The sequence below is a fragment of the Microvirga aerilata genome (genome assembly GCF_016743775.1).
Classification (GTDB): Bacteria; Pseudomonadota; Alphaproteobacteria; order Rhizobiales; family Beijerinckiaceae; genus Microvirga; species Microvirga aerilata.
Map to the genome: position 1 here is coordinate 287700 of NZ_JAEQMY010000001.1, position 20346 is coordinate 308045.

Annotated in this window: 12 protein-coding genes and 1 pseudogene; 8 read left to right on the forward strand and 5 right to left on the reverse strand. The window is 59.8% G+C overall.

The features are described 5' to 3' along the window. Nucleotides 1-93 precede the first annotated feature (93 nt). The gene (locus JKG68_RS01380) at nucleotides 94-1149 is read left to right on the forward strand and encodes a LacI family DNA-binding transcriptional regulator (protein WP_202055284.1); all 1056 of its coding nucleotides are present in this window, start codon (nucleotides 94-96) and stop codon (nucleotides 1147-1149) included. A 102-nt stretch (nucleotides 1150-1251) separates the two neighbouring features. After that, on the forward strand, nucleotides 1252-3120 hold the full coding sequence (locus JKG68_RS01385) for a TRAP transporter large permease subunit (protein WP_202055285.1): 1869 nt from the start codon (nucleotides 1252-1254) through the stop codon (nucleotides 3118-3120). A gap of 174 nt (nucleotides 3121-3294) precedes the next feature. Here the strand turns inward: JKG68_RS01385 and JKG68_RS01390 are convergent, their stop codons facing one another. The 4 genes and pseudogenes from JKG68_RS01390 to JKG68_RS35135 all read right to left on the reverse strand — a co-directional run. Beyond that, complete coding sequence (locus JKG68_RS01390) at nucleotides 3295-4605, reverse strand: HlyD family type I secretion periplasmic adaptor subunit (RefSeq protein ID WP_202055286.1); 1311 nt, start codon at nucleotides 4603-4605, stop codon at nucleotides 3295-3297. Beyond that, nucleotides 4602-6362 carry a type I secretion system permease/ATPase gene (locus JKG68_RS01395; RefSeq protein ID WP_202055287.1) on the reverse strand — a complete coding sequence of 587 codons (1761 nt, stop codon included), beginning with the start codon at nucleotides 6360-6362 and terminating at the stop codon, nucleotides 4602-4604. Before JKG68_RS01395 ends, JKG68_RS01390 begins: the two co-directional genes overlap by 4 nt. Before the next feature lie 111 nt (nucleotides 6363-6473). After that, nucleotides 6474-7550 carry a cadherin-like domain-containing protein gene (locus JKG68_RS35130; protein ID WP_446685738.1) on the reverse strand — a complete coding sequence of 359 codons (1077 nt, stop codon included), beginning with the start codon at nucleotides 7548-7550 and terminating at the stop codon, nucleotides 6474-6476. Further along, a pseudogene (locus JKG68_RS35135) lies at nucleotides 7533-13618 on the reverse strand (peroxidase family protein); the annotation flags it as partial. The gene JKG68_RS35130 and the pseudogene JKG68_RS35135, both read right to left, overlap by 18 nt. A 663-nt stretch (nucleotides 13619-14281) precedes the next feature. Here JKG68_RS35135 and JKG68_RS01410 point away from each other — a divergent pair. The 4 genes from JKG68_RS01410 to JKG68_RS01425 all read left to right on the forward strand — a co-directional run bounded on the left by JKG68_RS01410 (nucleotide 14282) and on the right by JKG68_RS01425 (nucleotide 17491). Continuing rightward, a complete protein-coding gene (locus JKG68_RS01410) occupies nucleotides 14282-14950 on the forward strand; it encodes a response regulator (protein WP_202055290.1) in 669 nt (222 codons plus the stop codon). Nucleotides 14951-15327: 377 nt separating this feature from the next. Further along, nucleotides 15328-15993 carry a LuxR C-terminal-related transcriptional regulator gene (locus tag JKG68_RS01415; protein WP_210346176.1) on the forward strand — a complete coding sequence of 222 codons (666 nt, stop codon included), beginning with the start codon at nucleotides 15328-15330 and terminating at the stop codon, nucleotides 15991-15993. Between the two features lie 134 nt (nucleotides 15994-16127). Next, nucleotides 16128-16592, forward strand: coding sequence for a ribonuclease H family protein (locus tag JKG68_RS01420; protein ID WP_202055292.1), 465 nt, complete (start codon nucleotides 16128-16130; stop codon nucleotides 16590-16592). Between the two features lie 185 nt (nucleotides 16593-16777). Next, entirely contained in the window at nucleotides 16778-17491 is a 714-nt protein-coding gene (locus JKG68_RS01425) for a PRC-barrel domain-containing protein (RefSeq protein WP_202055293.1), read from the forward strand. 140 nt (nucleotides 17492-17631) lie between these two features. On the opposite strand, the gene JKG68_RS01430 is transcribed toward JKG68_RS01425, so the two are convergent. Beyond that, entirely contained in the window at nucleotides 17632-18399 is a 768-nt protein-coding gene (locus JKG68_RS01430; protein WP_202055294.1) for an SDR family NAD(P)-dependent oxidoreductase, read from the reverse strand. Between the two features lie 30 nt (nucleotides 18400-18429). Here JKG68_RS01430 and JKG68_RS01435 point away from each other — a divergent pair, with 30 nt between their 5' ends. Then, the gene (locus JKG68_RS01435; protein WP_246514998.1) at nucleotides 18430-19269 is read left to right on the forward strand and encodes a GntR family transcriptional regulator; all 840 of its coding nucleotides are present in this window, start codon (nucleotides 18430-18432) and stop codon (nucleotides 19267-19269) included. Between the two features lie 33 nt (nucleotides 19270-19302). Beyond that, complete coding sequence (locus JKG68_RS01440; RefSeq protein ID WP_246514999.1) at nucleotides 19303-20343, forward strand: ABC transporter permease; 1041 nt, start codon at nucleotides 19303-19305, stop codon at nucleotides 20341-20343. Nucleotides 20344-20346 lie beyond the last annotated feature (3 nt).

The window sequence follows — 20346 nt, forward strand, 5'->3', positions numbered from 1 at the left end:
CGTGAAAGCGCTTTTTTCTCTTTGCTAATCGAAAATTTGATCATAATGATGATGTGGTCAAATCGTTTTTTTGATGGTTTTTGATGTAATATTATGAGCGTGATCCTGGACAGCCCTCCCCTCGGACGGCGCATCACCATTGTTGACATTGCCCGGATCGCGGATGTGTCCACCGCAACGGTCGACCGTGTTCTCAACGGCCGTTCCGGCGTGAAGCCCGCAACCATCAAGCGCGTGATGAAGGCTGCAGCCGAGCTCGGCTACGTGGACGAAAGCGACAAGCGGGCCCGTGACGTAAGGCCGTTGTCGCCGGTCTCCTTCATCCTGCCGAAGGGCGGCAACCGCTACATCGCGATGCTGGGGCGCATGGTCCAGGAAATGGCGCCGCAACTTGAGCGCTTCTCGTTGAAGCCCAGCGTGGAGCACATCGGGAGCTTCAACCCGGACCTGCTCGCAAAGGCATTGCAGCGCCATGCGAAAACAGCTGACGCCGTCGTGTTCATGGCCATCGAGCATCCGATCGTACGGGAGGCCGTCAATCGGATCTCCGCCGCCGGAACACCTGTGGTGACGCTGATCTCGGATGTGGCGAGTCCCGGCCGGACGGCCTATTTCGGTCTCGACAATCGGGCGGCCGGCAGAATGGCCGGCTACCTCCTCGCGCGGTTCATCAGCAAGCGGCCCGCCAAGGTCGCGATGATCGCCGGCAGCCTCAGCTACCGCGCCCATGGCGAGCGCGAAATGGGATTTCTCGACATTCTTCAGGAGCTGTATCCCGACATCGAAGTCGTCGGCTTGCGCGAGGGGCAGGACGAGGAGGCGCTCAACTATCGCCAGATGCGCACGCTTCTTGCGCACCATCCCGATCTTGACGGCATCTACAACATCGGCGGCGGCGCATCCGGCGTTGGCCGTGCCCTGAAGGATGCAAGGCGAGAGCAGGATGTTGTGTTTGTCGGGCATGGTTTGACCGGCGATACCCGCGAATTTCTGCTCGACGGCACGATGGATGCCGTCATCACGCAGAATGCCGAAGACACGATCATCAAATGCGCTTCCCTGCTTCAGGACCTGCGGGAGGGCAGACGTCTTGAGAACGGGCCGGATCCCATGCGGATCGAGGTCATCTTCAGGGAAAATCTGCCGTAACGTCGGCATGCCCGCACAAAAAGGGCTGAGCGGGCGCTGCCGAAGAGATGCATCGAGAATGGACACGGCCAAAAGACTGAAGAACAACGATAGGAGGAACGGATGACCATGGCTACGCAGACTATCCATGCTGAACCGATCGAGGAGCTCTCGGCCGGTCTGCGCAGCGGCTCCCCGTTCCTGCGCCCGATCGAGATGATCGCTGCAGCCCTCCTTGTGACCATCGTGGGCCTCCTGCTAATGGGGGTCACGTCGCGCTACGTGTTCTCGCTTCCGGTCGTGTGGGTCGACGAGGCAGCCTCCATGTGCTTCCTGTGGCTTGCACTCCTCGGAGCAGTCATCGCCATCGACCGCAACGAGCACCTGCGCCTGACGCTCTTCCTGCATATGATGCCGAAAACCCTGCAGGGGTTTTTCAGTGCCCTCGGTCCGCTCCTGGTTGCCGTCTTTCTGCTCGGCATGCTGCCGCCTGCCGTCGAGTATGCTGTCGACGAGTCCTATCTGACGTCGGCCGCTCTCAACATTCCCATGAGTTGGCGCGCCGCCGCTCTTCCCGCAGGCATCGGCCTCATGGTCGTTCTCGCCGTGCGCGACATGGTCAGATCGGCAACGGTGAAGCAGAGCATCGCTGCCCTGGGGGTTACGGCAGCCGTGCTTGCGGCGCTGTGGCTCGTCTCTCCCTTTCTTCCGAGTCTCGGTCACTACAACATTCTGATCTTCCTGGTCGCTTTCGTGGCCTTCTTCCTCGTGATCGGGGTGCCGATTGCGTTCTGCTTCGGACTCGGGGCCTTCGCATTTCTGACCTTCACCACATCCGTGCCGAGCATGGTCATGATCGGGCGGATGGATGAAGGCATGTCGAGCCTTATCCTGCTCTCGGTTCCGATCTTTGTCCTGCTGGGATGCATTCTCGATGCGACCGGTATGGGACGGGCGATCGTGGAGTTCCTCGCCTCCCTGCTTGGGCACGTGAGGGCGGGCATGTCCTATGTGCTGCTCGGCTCGCTGTTCCTGGTCTCAGGCATCTCAGGATCGAAGGTCTCCGATATGGCCACCGTGGCCCCTGCCCTCTTTCCGGAGATGAAGCGACGCGGTCACAAGCCGAAGGAAATGATCGCGCTCCTCGCCACCGGAGCCGCCATGGCCGACACCGTTCCGCCCTCCATCGTCCTCATCGTCCTGGGATCTGTGGCAGGCGTGTCGATTGCCGGCCTGTTCACCTCAGGCTTTGCCATCGCCATGGTGCTGCTCGCAGTGCTTGCCATACTGGCGCGGTGGAAAGCGCGAGGCGAGGTAATGGAAGGCATTCGTCGGGCACCGATGCGGGCGGTCGGCAAGGCCCTCGTGGTCGCAGCGCCGGCGCTCGTGCTTCCCTTCCTGATCAGAAGCGCAGTCGGCGGCGGCTTGGCCACCGCGACGGAGGTGTCCACGATTGCGGTGCTCTATGCAATGATCATTGGCATGGTGCTCTACGGTGGTATCCGGCCGGGCAAGATCTACGACATGCTGGTGGAGACTGCCGCCCTCTCGGGCGCCATCCTGATCATCCTCGGAACGGCCTCGGCGATGGCGTGGGCGCTCACGCAAACCGGCTTTGCGTTCAAGATGGCGGCGATAGTTACGGATCTGCCCGGTGGCTGGATTACCTACATGCTGGTAACGATTGCGGTCTTCATGGTGCTCGGCTGCGTGCTGGAAGGCCTGCCGGCCATCGTTCTCATGGCGCCCATCATGTTCCCGATCGCCAAGAACCTCGGGATCCATGACATTCATTACTCGATGGTCGTCGTGACCGCCATGAATGTGGGCCTGATGGCGCCGCCGATCGGCGTCGGATTCTACATCGCATGCAAGATCGGCAATGTATCACCCGACGAGGCGATGGGAGCCATCTGGCCCTATATCGGGGCTCTCTTCATCGGCCTTCTGGTCATTGCCATGGTGCCCGCCCTGTCGACGGCCTATCTCTAGAGCACTGTTCAGCGGAGTGGCTGCGATCCTCCGCCAGATGAGCTACAAGCAAAAGACCGGGGCCGATGCCACTTGAATGGAATCGGCCCTGGAAGAAAGGGGGCGGCTTGGACACCGGCCCATTGGGCGATCAGGATGATGAACCGGAGGGTCTAAGCCCCGGTTCATCCGTGGTTACTCCTCACGAAAAGCCTTCATCATGTTGTCGGCAATCGGTTTGGTGAGGTACGAGAACACGGTGCGGTATCCCGTTTGGATCAGGCCTTCAACCGGCATGCCGGGAACCAGCTTGAGACCGCCAAGACGCTCTCGCTCGCCTTCCGCGAAGGCCACGCGGACAGGATAATACTGCACGCCTGAGCGCTGATCGGTCACCAGATCCGCTGCGATCAAGCTTATCTTACCCTTGAGTTCGGGCGTGGTTCGCTGGCTGAAGGCCGAGAGGCGAAGCACGGTATCCAGCCCAGGCTGCAGCTGATCGATGTCCTGGGGCGAGATCTTGACCTCGATGGAGAGATCATCGGATTCGGGGACGATCAGCATCAAAGGTTCGCCGGCATTGATGACACCCCCGACGGTGTGAACCATCGACTGGTGCACGAAGCCGTCCTGTGGCGCTCGGATGTCGATCCGCTTCAACTGGTCCTCGGCGGCAATCTTGCGCTCGACGAGCTCTGCGATCTTGGCCTGAACCTCACGCAATTCTTTCGACACCTCGCTCCGCAGATCCTGATCGATCTGGATGATCTGGAGTGCGGTCTCGCTGATCCGTCCCCTTGCTTGAGCAATGCTCGAGATAAGCTGCCCACGCTCACCGCGCAGACGCGTCTCCTCGCGCCTGAGCGCCGTTACTCGGGTGATGGGAACAAGGTTCTTGCGCCACAGCTGCTCGACACCTGTGAGCTCGTCTCGGATCAGCTGGATCTCATCGGCCTTCGCAGACGCCTGAAGGTTGGTGCCGTCGATCTGCTCCTGCAACTGCGCAACACGCTCCTTGAGCTGCGCCTTCTGGCCCGCCCTGGCCTCGCGCCGGGTCTCGAAAAGATGGTTTTCCCCCTGCACGATGCTGGCAAGATCAGGCTCATTGACGCGTGATCGCAAGGAGACCGGAATGGTGATCTGCGCCAAGCCGTCTCTCTCCGCCTCCAGCCGGCTCTGGCGGGCGGCAAGCTCGTCCAGGCTCTTGGCCACCATCGCGAGGTTTGCACGCGCAACCGTCTCATCCAGGCGGATCACCACCTCTCCGGCCTGCACGCGGTCGCCATCGCGAGCGCGGATCTCTCCGACGACCCCGCCGGTCGGGTGCTGAAGCTTCTTGACGTGGCTGTCGACCACGACCGATCCCGGTGCGACGACCGCTCCGGACAGCTCCGTTACCACCGCCCAGCCGCCGAGGCCGCCGACCAGGAACAGAGCTGACGACAATCCCAAGAGCGTGTGGCGGCGGATCGACACGCGAGCACTTGCTTTCTTCACCGAGTTCATGATGCAACTCCCAGGTCTTCGACGACTTTCAGGTTGGATGCCGCAGGCATCCGGGGTTCCGCAGGCTGGGGCGCAGGCACGGAGCGCAGAACCTTGCTCAGAATCTCCTCCTTCGGACCGAAGCTTTGCACGCGCCCTTCCGCCATCACGAGTACCTGATCGACGCCTGCGAGAGCGCTCGGCCGGTGAGCGATGATCACCACGATTCCTCCTCGTTCCCTGATGCTCAGGATCGCAGCCGTCAAAGCCTGCTCGCCCTCGTTGTCGAGATTCGAGTTCGGCTCGTCGAGCACCACGAGGAACGGGTCGCCATAGATTGCCCGTGCGAGGGCAATCCGCTGCCGCTGTCCGCCGGACAGGGCCGCTCCGGCCTCACCTACCTGGGTTTCGTAGCCATCCGGCAGCTGGAGGATCATCTCGTGCACATTGGCGGCCTTGGCTGCGGCGAGGATTGCCTCCGCCTTCGGCGACGGATCGAAGCGCGCGATGTTCTGCGCCACGGTTCCGGCGAAGAGCTCCACGTCCTGCGGCAGATATCCGATGTGACGTCCGAGATCTTCCGGCAGCCATTGCTCGATGGCCGCCCCATCGATGCGAACCTTGCCTCGCCAGGTCGGCCACACGCCGACGATCATGCGGGCCAGCGATGACTTGCCGGAGGCGCTGGGTCCAATGATGCCGAGCGCGCTGCCCGCTTTCAGATTGAAGGAGACATCCTGGACGGCAAACCTCTGCCCGCCCGGCGCTCCGGCGCCCGCGTTCTCCACCGACAGAAGTGCGCAAGGTGCAGGAAGCTTCAAAGGAGCTTCAGCCTCGGCATTGGCCTCGAGGAGGGTCTTGAGCCGTCGCCACCCTTGGCGGGCGCTCACAAAGCCCTTCCAGTTGGCGATCGCCAGTTCGACTGGCGCCAGGGCTCGCGAGGTCAGGATCGAGCTGGCCATCATGATGCCGCCGGTGGCCTGCCCGTCGATCACCAGATAGGCGCCGACCGCGAGAACCGCCGATTGCAGCAGCATCCGCAGAACCTTCGACATGGCGCCGAAGCCGCCCGCTACATCCGACGTCCTCTGCTGATACGCCAGATAGCTCGCATTCGCCTGATCCCAGCGATTGCCGATCCGCTGCGCCATTCCCAGGGCATGGACGACTTCCGCGTTGCGGCGTGCGCCCTCGGAAATTCCGTTGCGGAGCAGGGCTGCGCCAACGGCTGCTTTCGACGCTTCGCGCGTCATCAGTTCGGTCAGCAGCGTGATCGCAACAAGAGTGACGGCACCACACAAGGCGACGATGCCGAGCCACGGATGGAAGGCAAAGCACATGAAAAGATAGAGAGGCATCCAGGGAAGATCGAAGAGCGCCGAAGGACCCCCGCCGGCCAGAAAGGCCCTCAGCTGGTCAAGGTCACGCAACGGCTGCTGCCCGTCCCCCTCGGCCCGACCTTTGAGCGGCGCGCTCAACTGGCTTTGGAAGACCTGCTGGCTCAGATCCTCGTCCAATGCCGCTCCGACACGGGCCAGGATCCGGCCGCGTACCATGTCGAAGAGGCCCTGGAAGAGGTAGAGCATCACAATGATGACGGAGAGGCCAACAAGAGTTGGAATGCTCCGGCTAGGCAACACTCGGTCATAAACCTCCATCATGAAGATCGAGCCCGAGAGGTAGAGCACATTGATCAGACCGCTTAGCACGGCGACGCCCAGGAAGGCACCGCGACAGGAAGCCATGATGCTGAGACGTTTTTTGAGGGATTTGGTCATCGACATTGCCTCGGTGGAATGCGCCAATTGATACTTGGGCTATTGGTGAACCCGCCGGGAGCGTTGGGGGGAATGCTCCCGGCGGGCCATGCCGATCTCAGGCGGACTGCATCAGAAGATGAAGTCGTTGCCGTCGAGATCGGATGCGTTGACACCCTTGAGGACGAGGATGTCCGAGCCGTGCTCGATGATGGTGTCGTGACCCGACTGCCGCACGTTCAGGTCCGAGAGCTTGTCGACCCCAGCGAGCTGGCTGGCATCGATCTCGTCTCGACCATGACGGAAGTCTGTCACCACATCCCGGCCGGTGCCCTTCTGGAAGACAAACATGTCCTCCCCCGAGCCGCCCGTGAGGTGGTCATTGCCCGCCCCACCCTTGATCATGTCGTCACCGGCGCCTCCGTACAGCTTGTCACGACCGGAGCCGCCATCGAGCCAGTCGTTGCCACCCATGCCCTTGAGCACGTCATGGCCCGAGCCGCCTCGGAGGGAGTTGTCTCCGCTGTTGCCTGTGAGGCTGTTGTTGAGACTATTGCCCGTGCCATTCAAGTCGGCTGATCCGGTCAGCACGAGCTTCTCGACATGGGTCCCTGCCAAGGAGTAGGACACGCTTGCTTTCACAGTGTCGTCTCCCCCATGACGGCTCTCGTAGACGCGGTCGCTGCGATTATCGACGGTATAAGCGTCGTTGCCGCGTCCGCCCCACATCCGATCGGCACCAGCTCCGCCGTCCAGCCGGTCGTGACCCTCGCCACCCCTGATATGGTCATCGGAGTCATCGCCGTTGAGCCGGTCATTGCCGCGACCGCCAGTGACCGCCATCGGAGCAGGCTTCTCGACCACGATGGAGACCTTGCCTTCGGTAGTGCCGCCCTGGCCGTCCGACACCATGTAGGTGAAGGATGCCTCGCCGGTGAAACCGGACTTGGGCGTGAAGGTGATGGTGCCATCGCCGTTCAGAACGGCTGTTCCGTGCTCGTCCTCATCGAGCTCGACGATCGAGAGCGTTCCGCCATCGAGGTCGAGGTCATTGGCAAGGAGCTGCGCGGCCGTGAGGGTGAGAACCTCTCCTTTCTTGACCGAGAAGCGGTCGTCGGTGACGACAGGCTTCTTGTTCTGGGTCGGCCCCTCGTTGCCGCCTTCATCCTCATCCTCGTGTTCCTCAAGGATTGGATCCCCTTGGCTCACATAGGTGACTGAATGAGCGCCGCTCTTGAGAGTGACGGAGCCGTTCTCGTTGACGGTCCTCGTATAGTCCGCCACGGTGAGCCCCGGCGCCAGCTCGATCACGTCTTGAGGCCGCATCGTGCCGACGATCGTGTCGTTGCCACCGTTGGAGCGGAAGAGAATACGATGAGCTGATTGCAGGGCACTGATATCAACGGTCTCATTTCCTCCCTCGCCGTTGATCGTGATGGTGTTGAAGTTGAGGCTGGTCGGATTGAAGTTCCCGACGGCCTGCACCGTGTCGGCGCCGCCGCTGGTGTTGATCGTGATCTCCTCTATGTTGTCGAGCTCGGCGATGACCCCTCCGTTGCGGGTGATCACGATCTCGGTGCCGGCTTTGAGGCCGGTGTGGCCGGCCGCGATCGCCTCGGCCCTGGCATAGACCACAAAGGTCTCCGCCGCGTTGCTGCCGGTGACAACGAACCGGTCGAGGTTGCCATCACCGCCGTCCACGAAGTCACGGCCATCATTGGCGATCTCGAAGCCGAAGAACGTGGTGACGCCCCAAGTCACGGTATCGTTGCCGGCTCCGGCAAAGACCACGTCGTTGCCCTGCGCGCCGGTCAGGGTGCTGTTGCCCCCATCGCCGATCAGGATGTTGTCGCCGTTGTTGCCTTCAATGGCACCTGCGGTGTCGCGAGTAAGCGTGACGTTCGCAGTGTCTGTCGCGTTCGCAGCGCCGGAGCCGTCGTTTGCCGTGTAGGTGAAGCTACCGCCGGCAGTGCCCGTGTCGGTCACGGTAACCGATCCCGGGTTGGTCGTCAGGGACGCCGTGAGACCGTTGAGGGCGCTCACCGCGGTGACGTCCAGTACAGCGCCCTCCGCATCGGTGTCGTTGGCCAGCAGAGCCCATTCCGGAAGGATGAACGGTGCCGTCGTGTAGTTGGTGAACACGCTGTCGTTGTTCGCCGCTGGAGCATCGTTGACTGAGACCACGTTGATGGTGGTGGTTGCCACGTTGCTGTTCAGGAAACCGTCGTTGACGGTCACCTGGACGGTCCGATCCTGAGGATCGGGCTGCTGCGAGGTGTTCCTGAACGTAACTGCCTGGATTGCCGCCTGGTAGGCTGCGAGCGAGGCCGCTCCGGTCAGGGTGACGGTGATCTGGCCTGCCACCGAGGTATCGATCACCCGGGTGATGCCAGCCGGCAAGTTGCCGACGAGCAGCTGATCGCCTGCCTGAGCATTGGTGAGCACGATCCGTGCCGAAGCCATTTGGGTCGCGTCATCCATGATGCCTGGGTTGGCGGCGATCGCAACGGCGGCACCGTCTTCGGTGAAGGTAGTCTCGTGGTTCACCGTCGGGACTGCTGCGGGTCCCGAGAAGTTAACCGCGACGTCGTCGATGTTTACGAACTCATTGAACCCCATCGCAGTGGTCACGAACCGGATGACTGCGTTTGCCGTGAAGGGCCCGGTGAGATCGATGCTCCGGTTGGCGAAGCCTGTGGTCCCTGTGATGGTGTCGACCTGGGTGAAGGTCACACCGTCCGCCGAGAAGAAGACAGTGACCTGCTCGCCGGCATCGAGGCCTTGCTCGCTGACGGAATAGCTCAGTCGTGCCGTCGTCGCTCCGGCAAGGTTGAGGCCACGTTGGATTGACGCCCCGTCGCCGCCGTTTTCACCGAGCCGCAGATCGCCGCCTGTGATGCGGACGGCGCCTGTGGTGGCCGCGTTAGTCAATGGGTCGCTAGTCTCTTGCCAGCTCGTGGTCCAGGGCGTGGCACCGTTGGTGTTGGTGTAGCCGGCCTGGTTGAACTGATCGAGATAGCCCCCGGTGTCAAAGGCATGCAGCGTCAGCTTGGGCGGTGACAAGATAAACTCACCATCCGCAAAGCGAAGCTTCTCGATGTTGTGGAGCCTATCGACACCATCGGAGATAAGCCCAACCGTAACCGTATCGTGCGATACCCGGATCGAGCCATCCGCGTTCTGACTGATGGTGTAGTTTGCCCGAACGTCGCCGTAGACTGCGGTATCGGTATCGCCCACGCCGTCATCTGCGACGATTTCACGGACGATGGAGAGCTGGCCCGGGTTCAGGGTCCGGTCGAGCATCAGTGCGTTGAGCAACTTGCCATCGAACTGTGCCACGGCACCGGCGACAGGCGCTCCGTCCTTGTAGTCTGCCTCGCGATAAACCTTGCCGGACATCCCGTCTGCCGTGTAGGTCTCGTTTCCGACCGTGACGCGAATGCGAACGTTCAGCCAGCGGTCGCCGTCGATAAGGTCATTGCCGCCACGACCCTGGATGAGATCGCTGCCGCCACCACCGAGCAGAATGTTACCATCGTCAAACGCTATGATCTTTTCCAGATCGCCCGTCGCCGGTGCTGCAGCCACCCAGTCGCCTAGCAGTTCGCGCAGTCCTGCGATCCGGTTGACACCAGCCTGGGTCAGTTCGTTGTTGGTGAAGACCGACTCGACCGCATCACCGTTGGCGCCGGGAGGCGGCGTCTCGGCATTCTGATCGCCACGGTTGTCACCCTTCAGGACATCGTTCTTATGCCAGCCCGAGAGCCCCTCTACCTGATCGAAGCGGTCGCGCAGGATGTCCTGCTCGTCGGTCGTGAAGATCGGCGTCAGCAGGTCCGAGTCGGCCGCCTCCGAGTTCCCCTTATGGATCGCCCAGTCGTAGCCGAACATGCCCTCGTTACGCATGACGCTTTCGCCCTGGACCATGATGTCGTCGCCGGATTCGGCGTCAAAATCATGCTCGTTATTGCCGGCGAACATCACGTCGTGGCCGATGATGGTGGAGTTGAAGTTCAACTCCGAGTTATCCCGGCTGTCGTGTCGAACCCGTTTCCGGCCTCGATCCAGTCGTCACCCTCGTTACCGAGCAGGAAGTCGTCGCCCTCTCCGCCGAGAATGAAGTCATTTCCGGTGCCGCCGAACACTTCCTTTCCGTCGGGGCCTGCAATCAGATAGTCCTGTCCCTCGTTGCCGAAGACCAGGGCCAGCCCGCTGCCTCCGTGGATGACGTCGTTGCCTTCCTCGCCGTGCAGCATGTCGACTTCGCCGATATCCGTGCCGGAGTTGGTGATGATATCGTCACCCTTGCCGCCATGGATCTTGTCGACGCCGTAGCCGGCTTCGATCGTATCGTTACCGTCGCGGCCCCAGACCGAGTCGTCGCCACCTCCGGATACGATGCGATCTGCGCCATTCGTGCCCTGGATGAGGACGTGATCGAGGCCATTGTAGCGAATGTACTCAGCGACTCCGTCGCCGTTGGCGTCGATGCGCTGGACGAGCTTTGAGACCGACTCCAGGAAGGGATCGTCATGCTTCGGGTCGACATAGCCGAACTTGTCCTGGACGTTCTTGTCCATATACATGACGTGGTCCGGAACGGAGAAGATGTCGCCGGGAAGCGCATAACCCGTCTCCCCGAGATCCGTGTTGTTCAGCACCATCTTGGCGAAAGAGTTGTTCTCCAACTCGTTGAGGAAGTTTAGGCCTTGGACGCGGGACAAGTAGTAGAACCGGTCCGAGTTCTGGAGATTCTCCATCTGGAGCTCGAAGATGAACGAGAAGGTCGATCCCAGCATACCGCCGAAGGCCATCTTCTTCTCGGCCATGCCGCCGACCCAGAGGTCCACGTCCTCAAGGCCACCAAGCTTCTGCGCATAAACGCCCGTGCCGTTGAGGAAGGCCTGACGGTCGGTCTCATCGAGGCTTGCGTCGCCAAACACGAGCTTCATGGCCGCATCGCGTTTTGCCTCGACCGTGCTGGCGGACGTGATGGTCGCATGCGTTCCGTATGCAGCGATGAAGTTAATGATGGAAGCAGGGTTCTTCAGGTTGAGGGCGAAATCCGTCCAGCTTGTGTATGCGTCAAGCTGCGTATCGCCATTCGCCATCTCCTGAAACTGCCGGCGAGCCTCGTTCAGCGGTGGGATGCCTGTGTCACGGCCACGGGCAATGTTAAGCGCTGCGAGGTCGAGTGGGATACCGACGAGCTGACTACGCAAGACATCTGTTACAAACTCGTCGATCTCGTTGCCTACCTGACTCGTCATGCCTCGGACGATAGCGCCGGCCGCCTGAGCATGGCTGAGGGTGACTGCGCCATCTGTGCCCACGGCACCAAAGGCCAGTGGATTCAGGAACGCATCGAACAGATCCAAGCTGGTGTCGGTACCGGTGGCCGAAGTGCTGGCCACTGTTTCCCGCAACATGGAATGGCCGAAGCGGTACACTACGTGCGCAAACTCGGCAAAAATTGCTGGGTTGATGTCAGTGGATGGGTTGAAGACGAATGCATCGACATCCGGCTGAGCCTTGCGGGCGAACTCCTCGAACACAAGGTGCTGATACTGCATCTCGGTCGTGAAGCGGGCCGCCTGGAACAGGCGCTCGCCGTCCCACGTGAGTGTCTTGGCAAATGCCTTGATCGCGGCAGCATCATCTGCGGACGGCAGGACGGTTCCGGCCGGAAGATCAGTCAGGAGCCACTCGTTGAGGAAGGCAAGATCACCGGACTCGATTGCCCGAGTCTGCACCTGCTCGACCATGTGGTTGTGCTCGGAGTGGAACACGTGATGGACGGCTGAGAGGCCGATGTTCTCGTTGCCGCGGCCATCGCCGGTGATGTAGTGGGCATCGAGGGCCTCATTGTCATAGGCCGTCTGTGAGCCGCGTGTATTGACCGGGCCCGCAGTTCCATCGGCATTTTTGTAGCCAACACCAGTGTCGCCATCCTGCTGGAGAACGCCGCCTACTAGGACCGGAACGGCCGCGTGGGCAATGTCGTCAAGAAAAGCGTGGTGCGTGCGAAGCGCGTCGGCAGTCGAGATTGGAGCGGCCGGGTTTCCTTCCCGGAACACATCGTCATTGCCGCCAAACTTGCCATCGGCGCCAAGGGATACCACCAACTGTGGGAAGCCGTTCGGCCCCCGGACGAACTCACCGTACTCGTCCATAACGAAGAGCGGGATGTTCGTGACGTCGGCATCGGTGAGGTTGATGCCGAGCACTGTCCTCGCCTGCTCCTTCACGTCGGCCCAGGTTGCAAGTCCCCGGTCGCCTTCGAGCAGCTTTCCGGTTGCAACCGGCTTGCCATCGACAAGAGCGTATTCGCGCAGGAACAGCTGGTGCGAGGAGTGGGAGGTATAGGTCTGGTTCTGGTCGACCCACGGCGTCGTGAGGTTTACCGCATTTGTAGGCGCACGCGTCAGCACCATGAAATTGGTATGCGGGCTTGCCGGGTTGTACAGCGGGTCGTCAGGCTGGAGCGGAATATAGATCGTGCCGTTCCCGCCCTTCGGCACCAGGTCGAGGCCATGGTCGAAGAACTGGCCGAACAACGTGAACCAGCCGTTATATGGGGCTGAAAGGCCCTCATCGGGCGCCACGTTGGGGAGCACGATGCTCTCACCATCCATGACGATGCCGTTTCCGCTCAATACGCCGGTGAGCGCCGTCTCGGCGTCCTTGATGGCCGCTTGGTCACCCCCGGTTAAAGCCGCGTCATATGCCGCTTTCTTTGCCCTGATGTCGTTCATGGTAGTCAGCAGATCTGGGCCGGTAACACCGGCATAGGTCAGAGCTGCGTAAATCGCCGCTGGGTTGTCTAGGGTTTGATCAACGATGAGGTTGGAGATGATGCGAGGGTCTGCATCCACCACCGTGCCGCCGCCGAGTCCCATGGACTGCGGTGAAGGAGCGCCCATTTCCGCATAGTTTCCATCCGTGAAGACGACTTCACCTGGAGATCCTGCCCCGAAAACGATGCTGTCGTCAGCTTCATTGCGGTAGTAAGGATCGGTGATGCGTGGGAACGGATTGTCGGAAGCGCCCCACTGGTCGCGACCTTCGACGAGGTTGTTGTAGCTACCGTCCACGGTCCGCAGGCCATAAGGCGACAGAGGGGTGCTGATAGCAAGCGCTGCATTCGGATCGGTTGTGATGTTGCCTTGTGCGTCGACCCGAATTTGCGTCAATGGCGTGCCCGCCGAATGGGCCTCCGCGATTTTGATCTGCTTCAGGATGAATTCGAGATCGTGCTTGACGATATTAACCATGTCGTCCTCTCCCCTTGTCGTTGCCGCCCCATTGCCGGCACCTGGACACATTCTGGGCAGAGTTAATCATTCTTAACTATACGGTCTGAAGTCCTAGGATGGGCTTAGGCACCAAGGTCCGGCAGTAGTCTCAAGAACACCTCAGACCTTGGTCGGCACACAGACCAAGGTCTGAGGTTAGCGCTCACAAAGGCCGGATTCATCTTCCAAGCAGTCATCGCACAAGAAGGGCCGGCACACGGAAGCTTGTTGTTATTGTTGGGAAACTTCAGAATTTGGCTGTTTCATCGGCTCAAGACGGCTGCCTTACCGCGCCTCCTAATACCTCTTCGGGATAGTATTTACCCCATATAGGGCTCAGCTCTACTTTAGGAGGTCTCCGATCTTGAGCCCAGAAAAGCGGCTTCGGTCTGGGGATCTGGGGGAGTTGCTGTGCGTGTATCCTATCGTGGCTTTGCCAAATTCAAGGCTGTCTCCGCATCCTCCCTGATCAAGAGCCCTACATCAGGATTCGAGCACGAACTCGAAACTGATCGTTCCCTTCTCAAGCATCCTGCCGAAGATCAGACCCGTCCGTGGACAGGATTGGACTGCCGACGGACACGCCTCGGCATGTCGGAGCCCGGATCAGGAAGTGAATGCGTTTGTTCATAGGAGTATCAGATGCACGGTAAGATCCGGATCGGTGTTATCGACGAACAACCGCTCTATAGAGACGGGTTGGTATCCGCGCTCGAGGCGGAACCTGATATGGAAGTCGTTGGTCAAGGAGAGACAGCGCTAGAGGCTGTTCAAATCGCCCATGACTGCCTTTCCGACATCCTTTTGATGGATATGAATATGCCAGGCGGCGGGTTGAACGCTCTGGCGAAAATTGCCTTACGTTGTCCCTCAACGAAGGTGCTCGTGCTAACCTCCGTCAATGATGAAAGCGAAGTTCGTAGCGCCCTCAGGAAAGGGGCACGTGGCTATCTTCTGAAGGAAACTGGCCGATCCGAGCTTGTGAGCGCCGTACGCATGATCAACAAGGGCCAGCGCTACGTATCACCAGGATTTGCTGCACAGCTTATCATGTCGAAAGGAATGGAAGGCAGCGAGATTTTGATTTCGCCTAACCCCTTTCCTGAGCTGTCAGACCGAGAAAAACGGATTCTGATGCTTATCCTTCAAGGCCGCAGCAACAGAATGATTGGCGATGAGCTCGGATTAACAGAGAAGACCATCAAAGGTTATTTGACGGCCATCATGGACAAACTTCGGGTCCGAAATCGTGTCGAAGCCGCTATTGTTGCTGCAGAGCGCATGTCCGGGGGACGTTCGACGCCACAATAAGATCGGTGGTTAGCTCAAACTTCAATTGAACGCGTAACGACCGCCTCGTAGAAGCGACCAATTCAGTCGCGCAGACACCGCTGCGCAGCCTTCGGGCTGGACGATGTTCAGAGGGTTGAACCAGATTTCAGTCCAGAAGCTTAAGAGCGCAGCGCTTCAATTCATCATTCAAAGATCAGCTTTCTAGCCTACCCAATTGGAGATACCTCGCAAGAGGCCCTTAAGACAGTATTCTTCTTAACCGATTGTTTTTGCTTAGTACAGGTTAAACTTATTATCCTAATACACACAGCAATGATGAACGTGATCATCATCTGACAAGTGAATATATGCCGCTACTGTTAGCGGTAGGGCTAAATTGGAACTGGGGGGCTCCAATGGATATGAAAACTCGTGTGGCGATCATCGACAAGCATCCTTTGTTTCGAGATGGGGCAACCTTGGCCTTGAGTTCTCAGCAGGACATCGAGGTCGTCGGCCAGGGCGGATCTGCTTGGGATGCGATCCGAATAGTCCAAGAGACTAAGCCGAACGTGATCGTGCTCGATGCCAGCATACTCGGCCACAGCATGGATGCTGTCGATACGATCCTCCAGCAATGCCCCACGATCGGCATTCTGATTTTTGCTGTGGCAGCTGATGAGGAGCATGTTCACGCCGCGCTCAGGCGAGGTGTTCGTGGATACCTTTTGAAAGGTGCCGGTCGTGCTGAGCTGGTGCAAACCGTGCGGGTTCTGCATGAAGGCCAAAGCTACATTTCTCCAACCTTGGCGGCGAAGCTATTGATGTGCTCGGGCCCGGGGCGAACCAGCGAAATCCAGAACACGGGGGGCCTTCCGCATCTCACGCCTCGGGAGGAGCAGATTCTGTCGATCTTGGTTCAGGGTCGCAGTAACAAGGAAATCGGCAACAAGCTTGATCTGAGCGAGAAAACAATCAAGCATCACCTAACCAACATTCTGCAGAAGCTGCGCGTTCGCAATCGCGTGGAGGCTGCCCTTCTCGCATCGAATGGGCTGGCACAACGCCCCATGGCTTCCTGACTATAGGGTGCAATGTTTTCTCGAGCCGTTGATCCGAGTACGTGCTCGGCAATAGAAATCCAACAATACCTAGCTTGCCACGATGCTATAATCTTCGTTGAGAGAAGAGACTTCCAGCATCATTGGCCTATGTCGTGCACCATCAAGCTATCATCTATACCGACGGAGCCTGCATCGGAAAGGCCGCCTTACGCCCTGGAGGCTGGGCAGCCGTAATTCTCTTGGATGGTATGGAACACGTCGTCCTAGGCTCCCATCCTGCCACCACGATCTCCGCCATGGAGTTGAGCGCCGCAATCGCTGCCCTGGAGGCGGTGCCGCCAGGAAGCGACGTCACCCTGCATACGGACAGCGATGCCATCGTGGCCGGTATCACCGAGCGGCTGCCGTGGTGGAGGTCACGGGGATGGCGCACGATCAAAGGCCGCAAGGTGCAAGATCGGGAACTCTGGCAACAGCTCGCAGCATTGACTGCGGCGCGCCAGGTATCCTGGATCTGGTTGAAAGGTCATGCGGGGAACCCAATCAACGAGCGCGTGGACGCGCTCGCTCGTGAGCAGGCCTATCGCGAGATGAAGTCGGCAGTTCAAAAAAGCTGATAGCGGACCTTATGAACCTCCCCTTCCTCCGCCCTCTTCAAGGCATTGAAACTAAGTAACGTCTTACGTTCCAGACTTCCAGGTTGATTTGTCGGTTGCAATCACTCTTGCCTGAACCCCTTCTCCTCTTCCCCGTTCATTCTCTATGCGCCGCTGTGGCGCGCTCGATCCGAATGGAGGAACACATGCTGAAGACGCATCTTGCGGCAAGCCTTGCCGCAACCGTTCTGATGGCCGGCACCGCTCTGGCCCAGACGACGGCTCCGACCCAGCCTGCCGGTCCTGGGCAGGTGATGACCCAAATGCCGCCAGACCTGATGCGAGGCTCTCAACTGATGGGCATCGACGTCTATGGGGCAGATAACCAGAAGATCGGCGATATTGACGAGGTTCTCGTCGACCGCCAAGGCAAGATCCATGGTCTTGTTGTGGGTGTCGGCGGCTTCCTGGGCATCGGCCAGAAGGATGTTGCGATTCCCTTCGATCAGATCCAGTGGATGTCGAACCAGGAGGTGCAGGCTTCCTCGAACCGGAATCAAGGGGGCGAGTCCGGCACAAATACCGCAGGCGGCGTGACCGTGCCGAGCACTGCCACTGGTGGAGCGAGCCAGCCAGCAACGACGGGCAGCACCGTTGCGGGCGGCACTGGCGGAATGACGGGTGGCACCGCCCCGGCAGGCAATACGGCCGGTGGGGGCGCCACGGCAGGGTCCGGCAGCGACCCCAACACCCCAGCTCGCGCCATGGTTAAAATGACGAAGGCAGACCTGCAGAATGCGCCCGAGTTCCGCTACAGCGCGAACGACTCTAACCGCGCAGGAGCTGCCGGCAACACCAACCCGCCTCCGCAAAACGTCAACACGCCCGGCAACACACCGGCGAACGCACCGCGACAGTAAACCGGCCAATACGGAGGCGGACTCTGCTCGCCTCCGCCAAGGACACGCCTTTCGGCGCGGGTATGGACGCCCGCGCCGCTTCCCTACCGCGCCTAGAGCTTGCGTGTCGTCCCATCGCTATGGTCGAAAACGCCCCCTCGTCAGATCATGCCAAGTCCGCCATTGATCTGGATGACCTCGCCGGAGAGGTAAGAGGCACTGTCTGAGGCGAGGAATAGCACCACTTCCGCAACGTCCTCCGGCGTTCCCTCGCGACGGAGCGGCGTTCGCTCTACTGTTGCCTTCCGGCCTTCAGGTGTATTGAACACATCGTGAAAACGCGTCCCGATCAGGCCAGGCGCCACGCCGTTGACCCTGATGCCCAACGGCCCGACTTCCTTTGCCAAAGCCCGGACATAGGTGGCGATCGCTCCTTTGGTTGCAGCATAGTGGGATGCACCTGGGCCGCCCCCGTCGAAAGCCGCAAGCGATGACATCAGCACGATGGTTCCGGATTTGCGCGGCTCCATGCTTCGAAGAGCCGCCTGACAGGCAAGGAAGGTGCTCGTAAGATTGACGGCAATCGCCTCCTGCCAAAGGTCGATGGAGGTTTCGACGCACCGACTTCGCTTGAGGAGACCACCGGCATTGGCAAACAGAATGTCGACAGGCCCCAGGCCGGTTTCCGCCTGACGAAAAACGTCGGTGACGGTTCCAGGATCGGTCATGTCCGCCTTGATGGCGATCACATCCCGGCCGGCATCGCGAAGTTCACCCTCGAGAGCTTTTGCCGCGTCGGCACTCGTCGCATAGGTGAACGCGACTTTGGCGCCATTCGCCGCAAAAGCCCGCGTGGCCGCTCCTCCGATGCCGGATGCGCCGCCCGTGATCAATACGGTTTTTCCAGAAAGCCGGAGCCCCGATGCCATTTCAGCCTCACATTAATCGCCATACCAACGATGGCTTACTATCTTTTGCCTCTTGCCAAGCACCCGTCAACTGATATCTTAGATACAGAAACTGATATTCTTGGCATGACCCTCAACTCGGAAAAATCTCTGTCGGATCTTTTGCATCCTGGCCTCCTGACCGGAGAAGGGCCGCTTGTCGTCCAGGTCCATCGTGTTCTTAGAGAGCTCATTATTGAGATGATTTTGCTCCCTTGGCAGACATTGTCCGAAAAGGACGTGGCGTCCCGGCTGGAGGTCAGCAAAACGCCTGTGCGCGAAGCCATCATCCGGCTTGCCGAGGAAGGCCTGGTGAACGTCGTCCCCAAAAGCCGGACCTATGTGGCGCCTATCAATCTCGACCGCTTCCTGGAGGGATGCTTCGTGCGCCTCCAGCTCGAAAGCGGAGCGGCCAGGCGCGCAGCCGCCGAGCGAAGCCTCGAAGACGTGTGTCATCTGAAGGCATGCCTCGCCCGCCAGGAAGAGGCGGTGGCGGCAGAAGACTACACGGCCTTTCGGCATCTCGACGAGCAGTTTCACGCACTCGTCGTTGGCGCCGCAAAGTTACCGGGAGTCATCCAGGTGATCGACGCTGCGAAGGTCGAGACCGACCGCATTCGCAGCCTCAAGCAGCGACTGAGCATACGCTCTACGGATCGGGTCCTGGCGCAGCACCGGGCCATCACTGCCGCTATCGCCGACAAGGAGCCGTCGATGGCGGAACAAGCCATGCAAGACCACCTCGGCAGCATCGAAGGAAAAGTCTGGGAACTCGGCGAGAATCCGGAATTCTGGGCACTTTTCGAGGCCATCAACCGAGAACGGCCACGATATCGTCTCTCCGCATTTTAGCAAAACAACAGCGGAGAAAAGGGAGGAAGCAGGATGGCAGAAGTGGCACTCGATCGGGAGAGTGGCGGTGGGCCTCTAAGAGCCATGGGCGGCGTTATCGCGACCCCGGAACTCGCGACGTTGCGGACGGCGGGCTCCCAGGCCCCCGGCTTCGGCATCAGAGGTTGGATCCGCGTCCTGCTCGCAGACATACGCAGGGACTGGCAGCTCTACGTTCTCCTTGCTCCCATGATCATCTGGTTTGCGGTGTTTCTTTACACACCCATGTATGGGCTGCAAATCGCCTTCAAGCAATATAGCCTGTTCCGGGGGATAGACGGCAGCCCTTGGGTCGGCTTCAGCAATTTCGTTACCCTGTTCAACAACGAGTATTTCTTGCGGGCGATCAAGAACACGCTTCTTATCAGCTTCTACAGCCTCGTCTTCGCTTTCCCGATGCCAGTAATCCTGGCGCTGATGTTCAATGAAATTCAGCACAACGGTTTCCGGAAGATTGCACAGACGATTACCTATCTGCCACACTTCATTTCCGTTGTGATCATCGCCGGCCTGGTTATCAATTTCCTTTCCCCATCGAGCGGAATCGTCAACGTCCTCCTCGCGAAGATGGGCTTCGAGAAGATCTACTTCCTGACCATCCCCGACTACTTCCGGCCGATTTTCATCGGCTCGAATATATGGAAAGAGGCGGGCTTCGAGTCGATCATATACCTGGCAGCGATCGCCGGCATCAATCCCGCCCTTTATGAGTCGGCTCGGATCGATGGGGCATCGCGATGGCAGATGATGCGGTACATCACCATCCCGTCGATCCTGCCGACCGTCGTGATCATGCTGATCATCCGTATCGGAAACATGATCGAGGTCGGGTTCGAGTACATCGTTCTGCTCTATCAACCTGCGACATTCGAGACGGCAGACGTTATCGCGACCTTCATTTACCGGGCAGGATTGCAGAACAACCAGTACTCAATCGGTGCGGCGGCCGGCCTCTTCAACGCTGTCGTTGCCTTCATCCTCGTGTATGGCGCCAACCGGCTCAGCCGCAGGGTGTCGCAGACTTCTCTGTGGTAGGCG

Bases quoted from the DNA above. Each gene is read 5' to 3' on its own strand.
- JKG68_RS01430 (WP_202055294.1), bottom strand. From the start codon at position 18,399: ATGGCATCGGGGCTCCGGCTTTCTGGAAAAACCGTATTGATCACGGGC.
- JKG68_RS01435 (WP_246514998.1), top strand. From the start codon at position 18,430: ATGGCTTACTATCTTTTGCCTCTTGCCAAGCACCCGTCAACTGATATC.
- JKG68_RS01385 (WP_202055285.1), top strand. From the start codon at position 1,252: ATGACCATGGCTACGCAGACTATCCATGCTGAACCGATCGAGGAGCTC.
- JKG68_RS01410 (WP_202055290.1), top strand. From the start codon at position 14,282: ATGCACGGTAAGATCCGGATCGGTGTTATCGACGAACAACCGCTCTAT.
- JKG68_RS01390 (WP_202055286.1), bottom strand. From the start codon at position 4,605: ATGAACTCGGTGAAGAAAGCAAGTGCTCGCGTGTCGATCCGCCGCCAC.
- JKG68_RS01380 (WP_202055284.1), top strand. From the start codon at position 94: ATGAGCGTGATCCTGGACAGCCCTCCCCTCGGACGGCGCATCACCATT.
- JKG68_RS01395 (WP_202055287.1), bottom strand. From the start codon at position 6,362: ATGACCAAATCCCTCAAAAAACGTCTCAGCATCATGGCTTCCTGTCGC.
- JKG68_RS01440 (WP_246514999.1), top strand. From the start codon at position 19,303: ATGGCAGAAGTGGCACTCGATCGGGAGAGTGGCGGTGGGCCTCTAAGA.
- JKG68_RS01415 (WP_210346176.1), top strand. From the start codon at position 15,328: ATGGATATGAAAACTCGTGTGGCGATCATCGACAAGCATCCTTTGTTT.
- JKG68_RS01425 (WP_202055293.1), top strand. From the start codon at position 16,778: ATGCTGAAGACGCATCTTGCGGCAAGCCTTGCCGCAACCGTTCTGATG.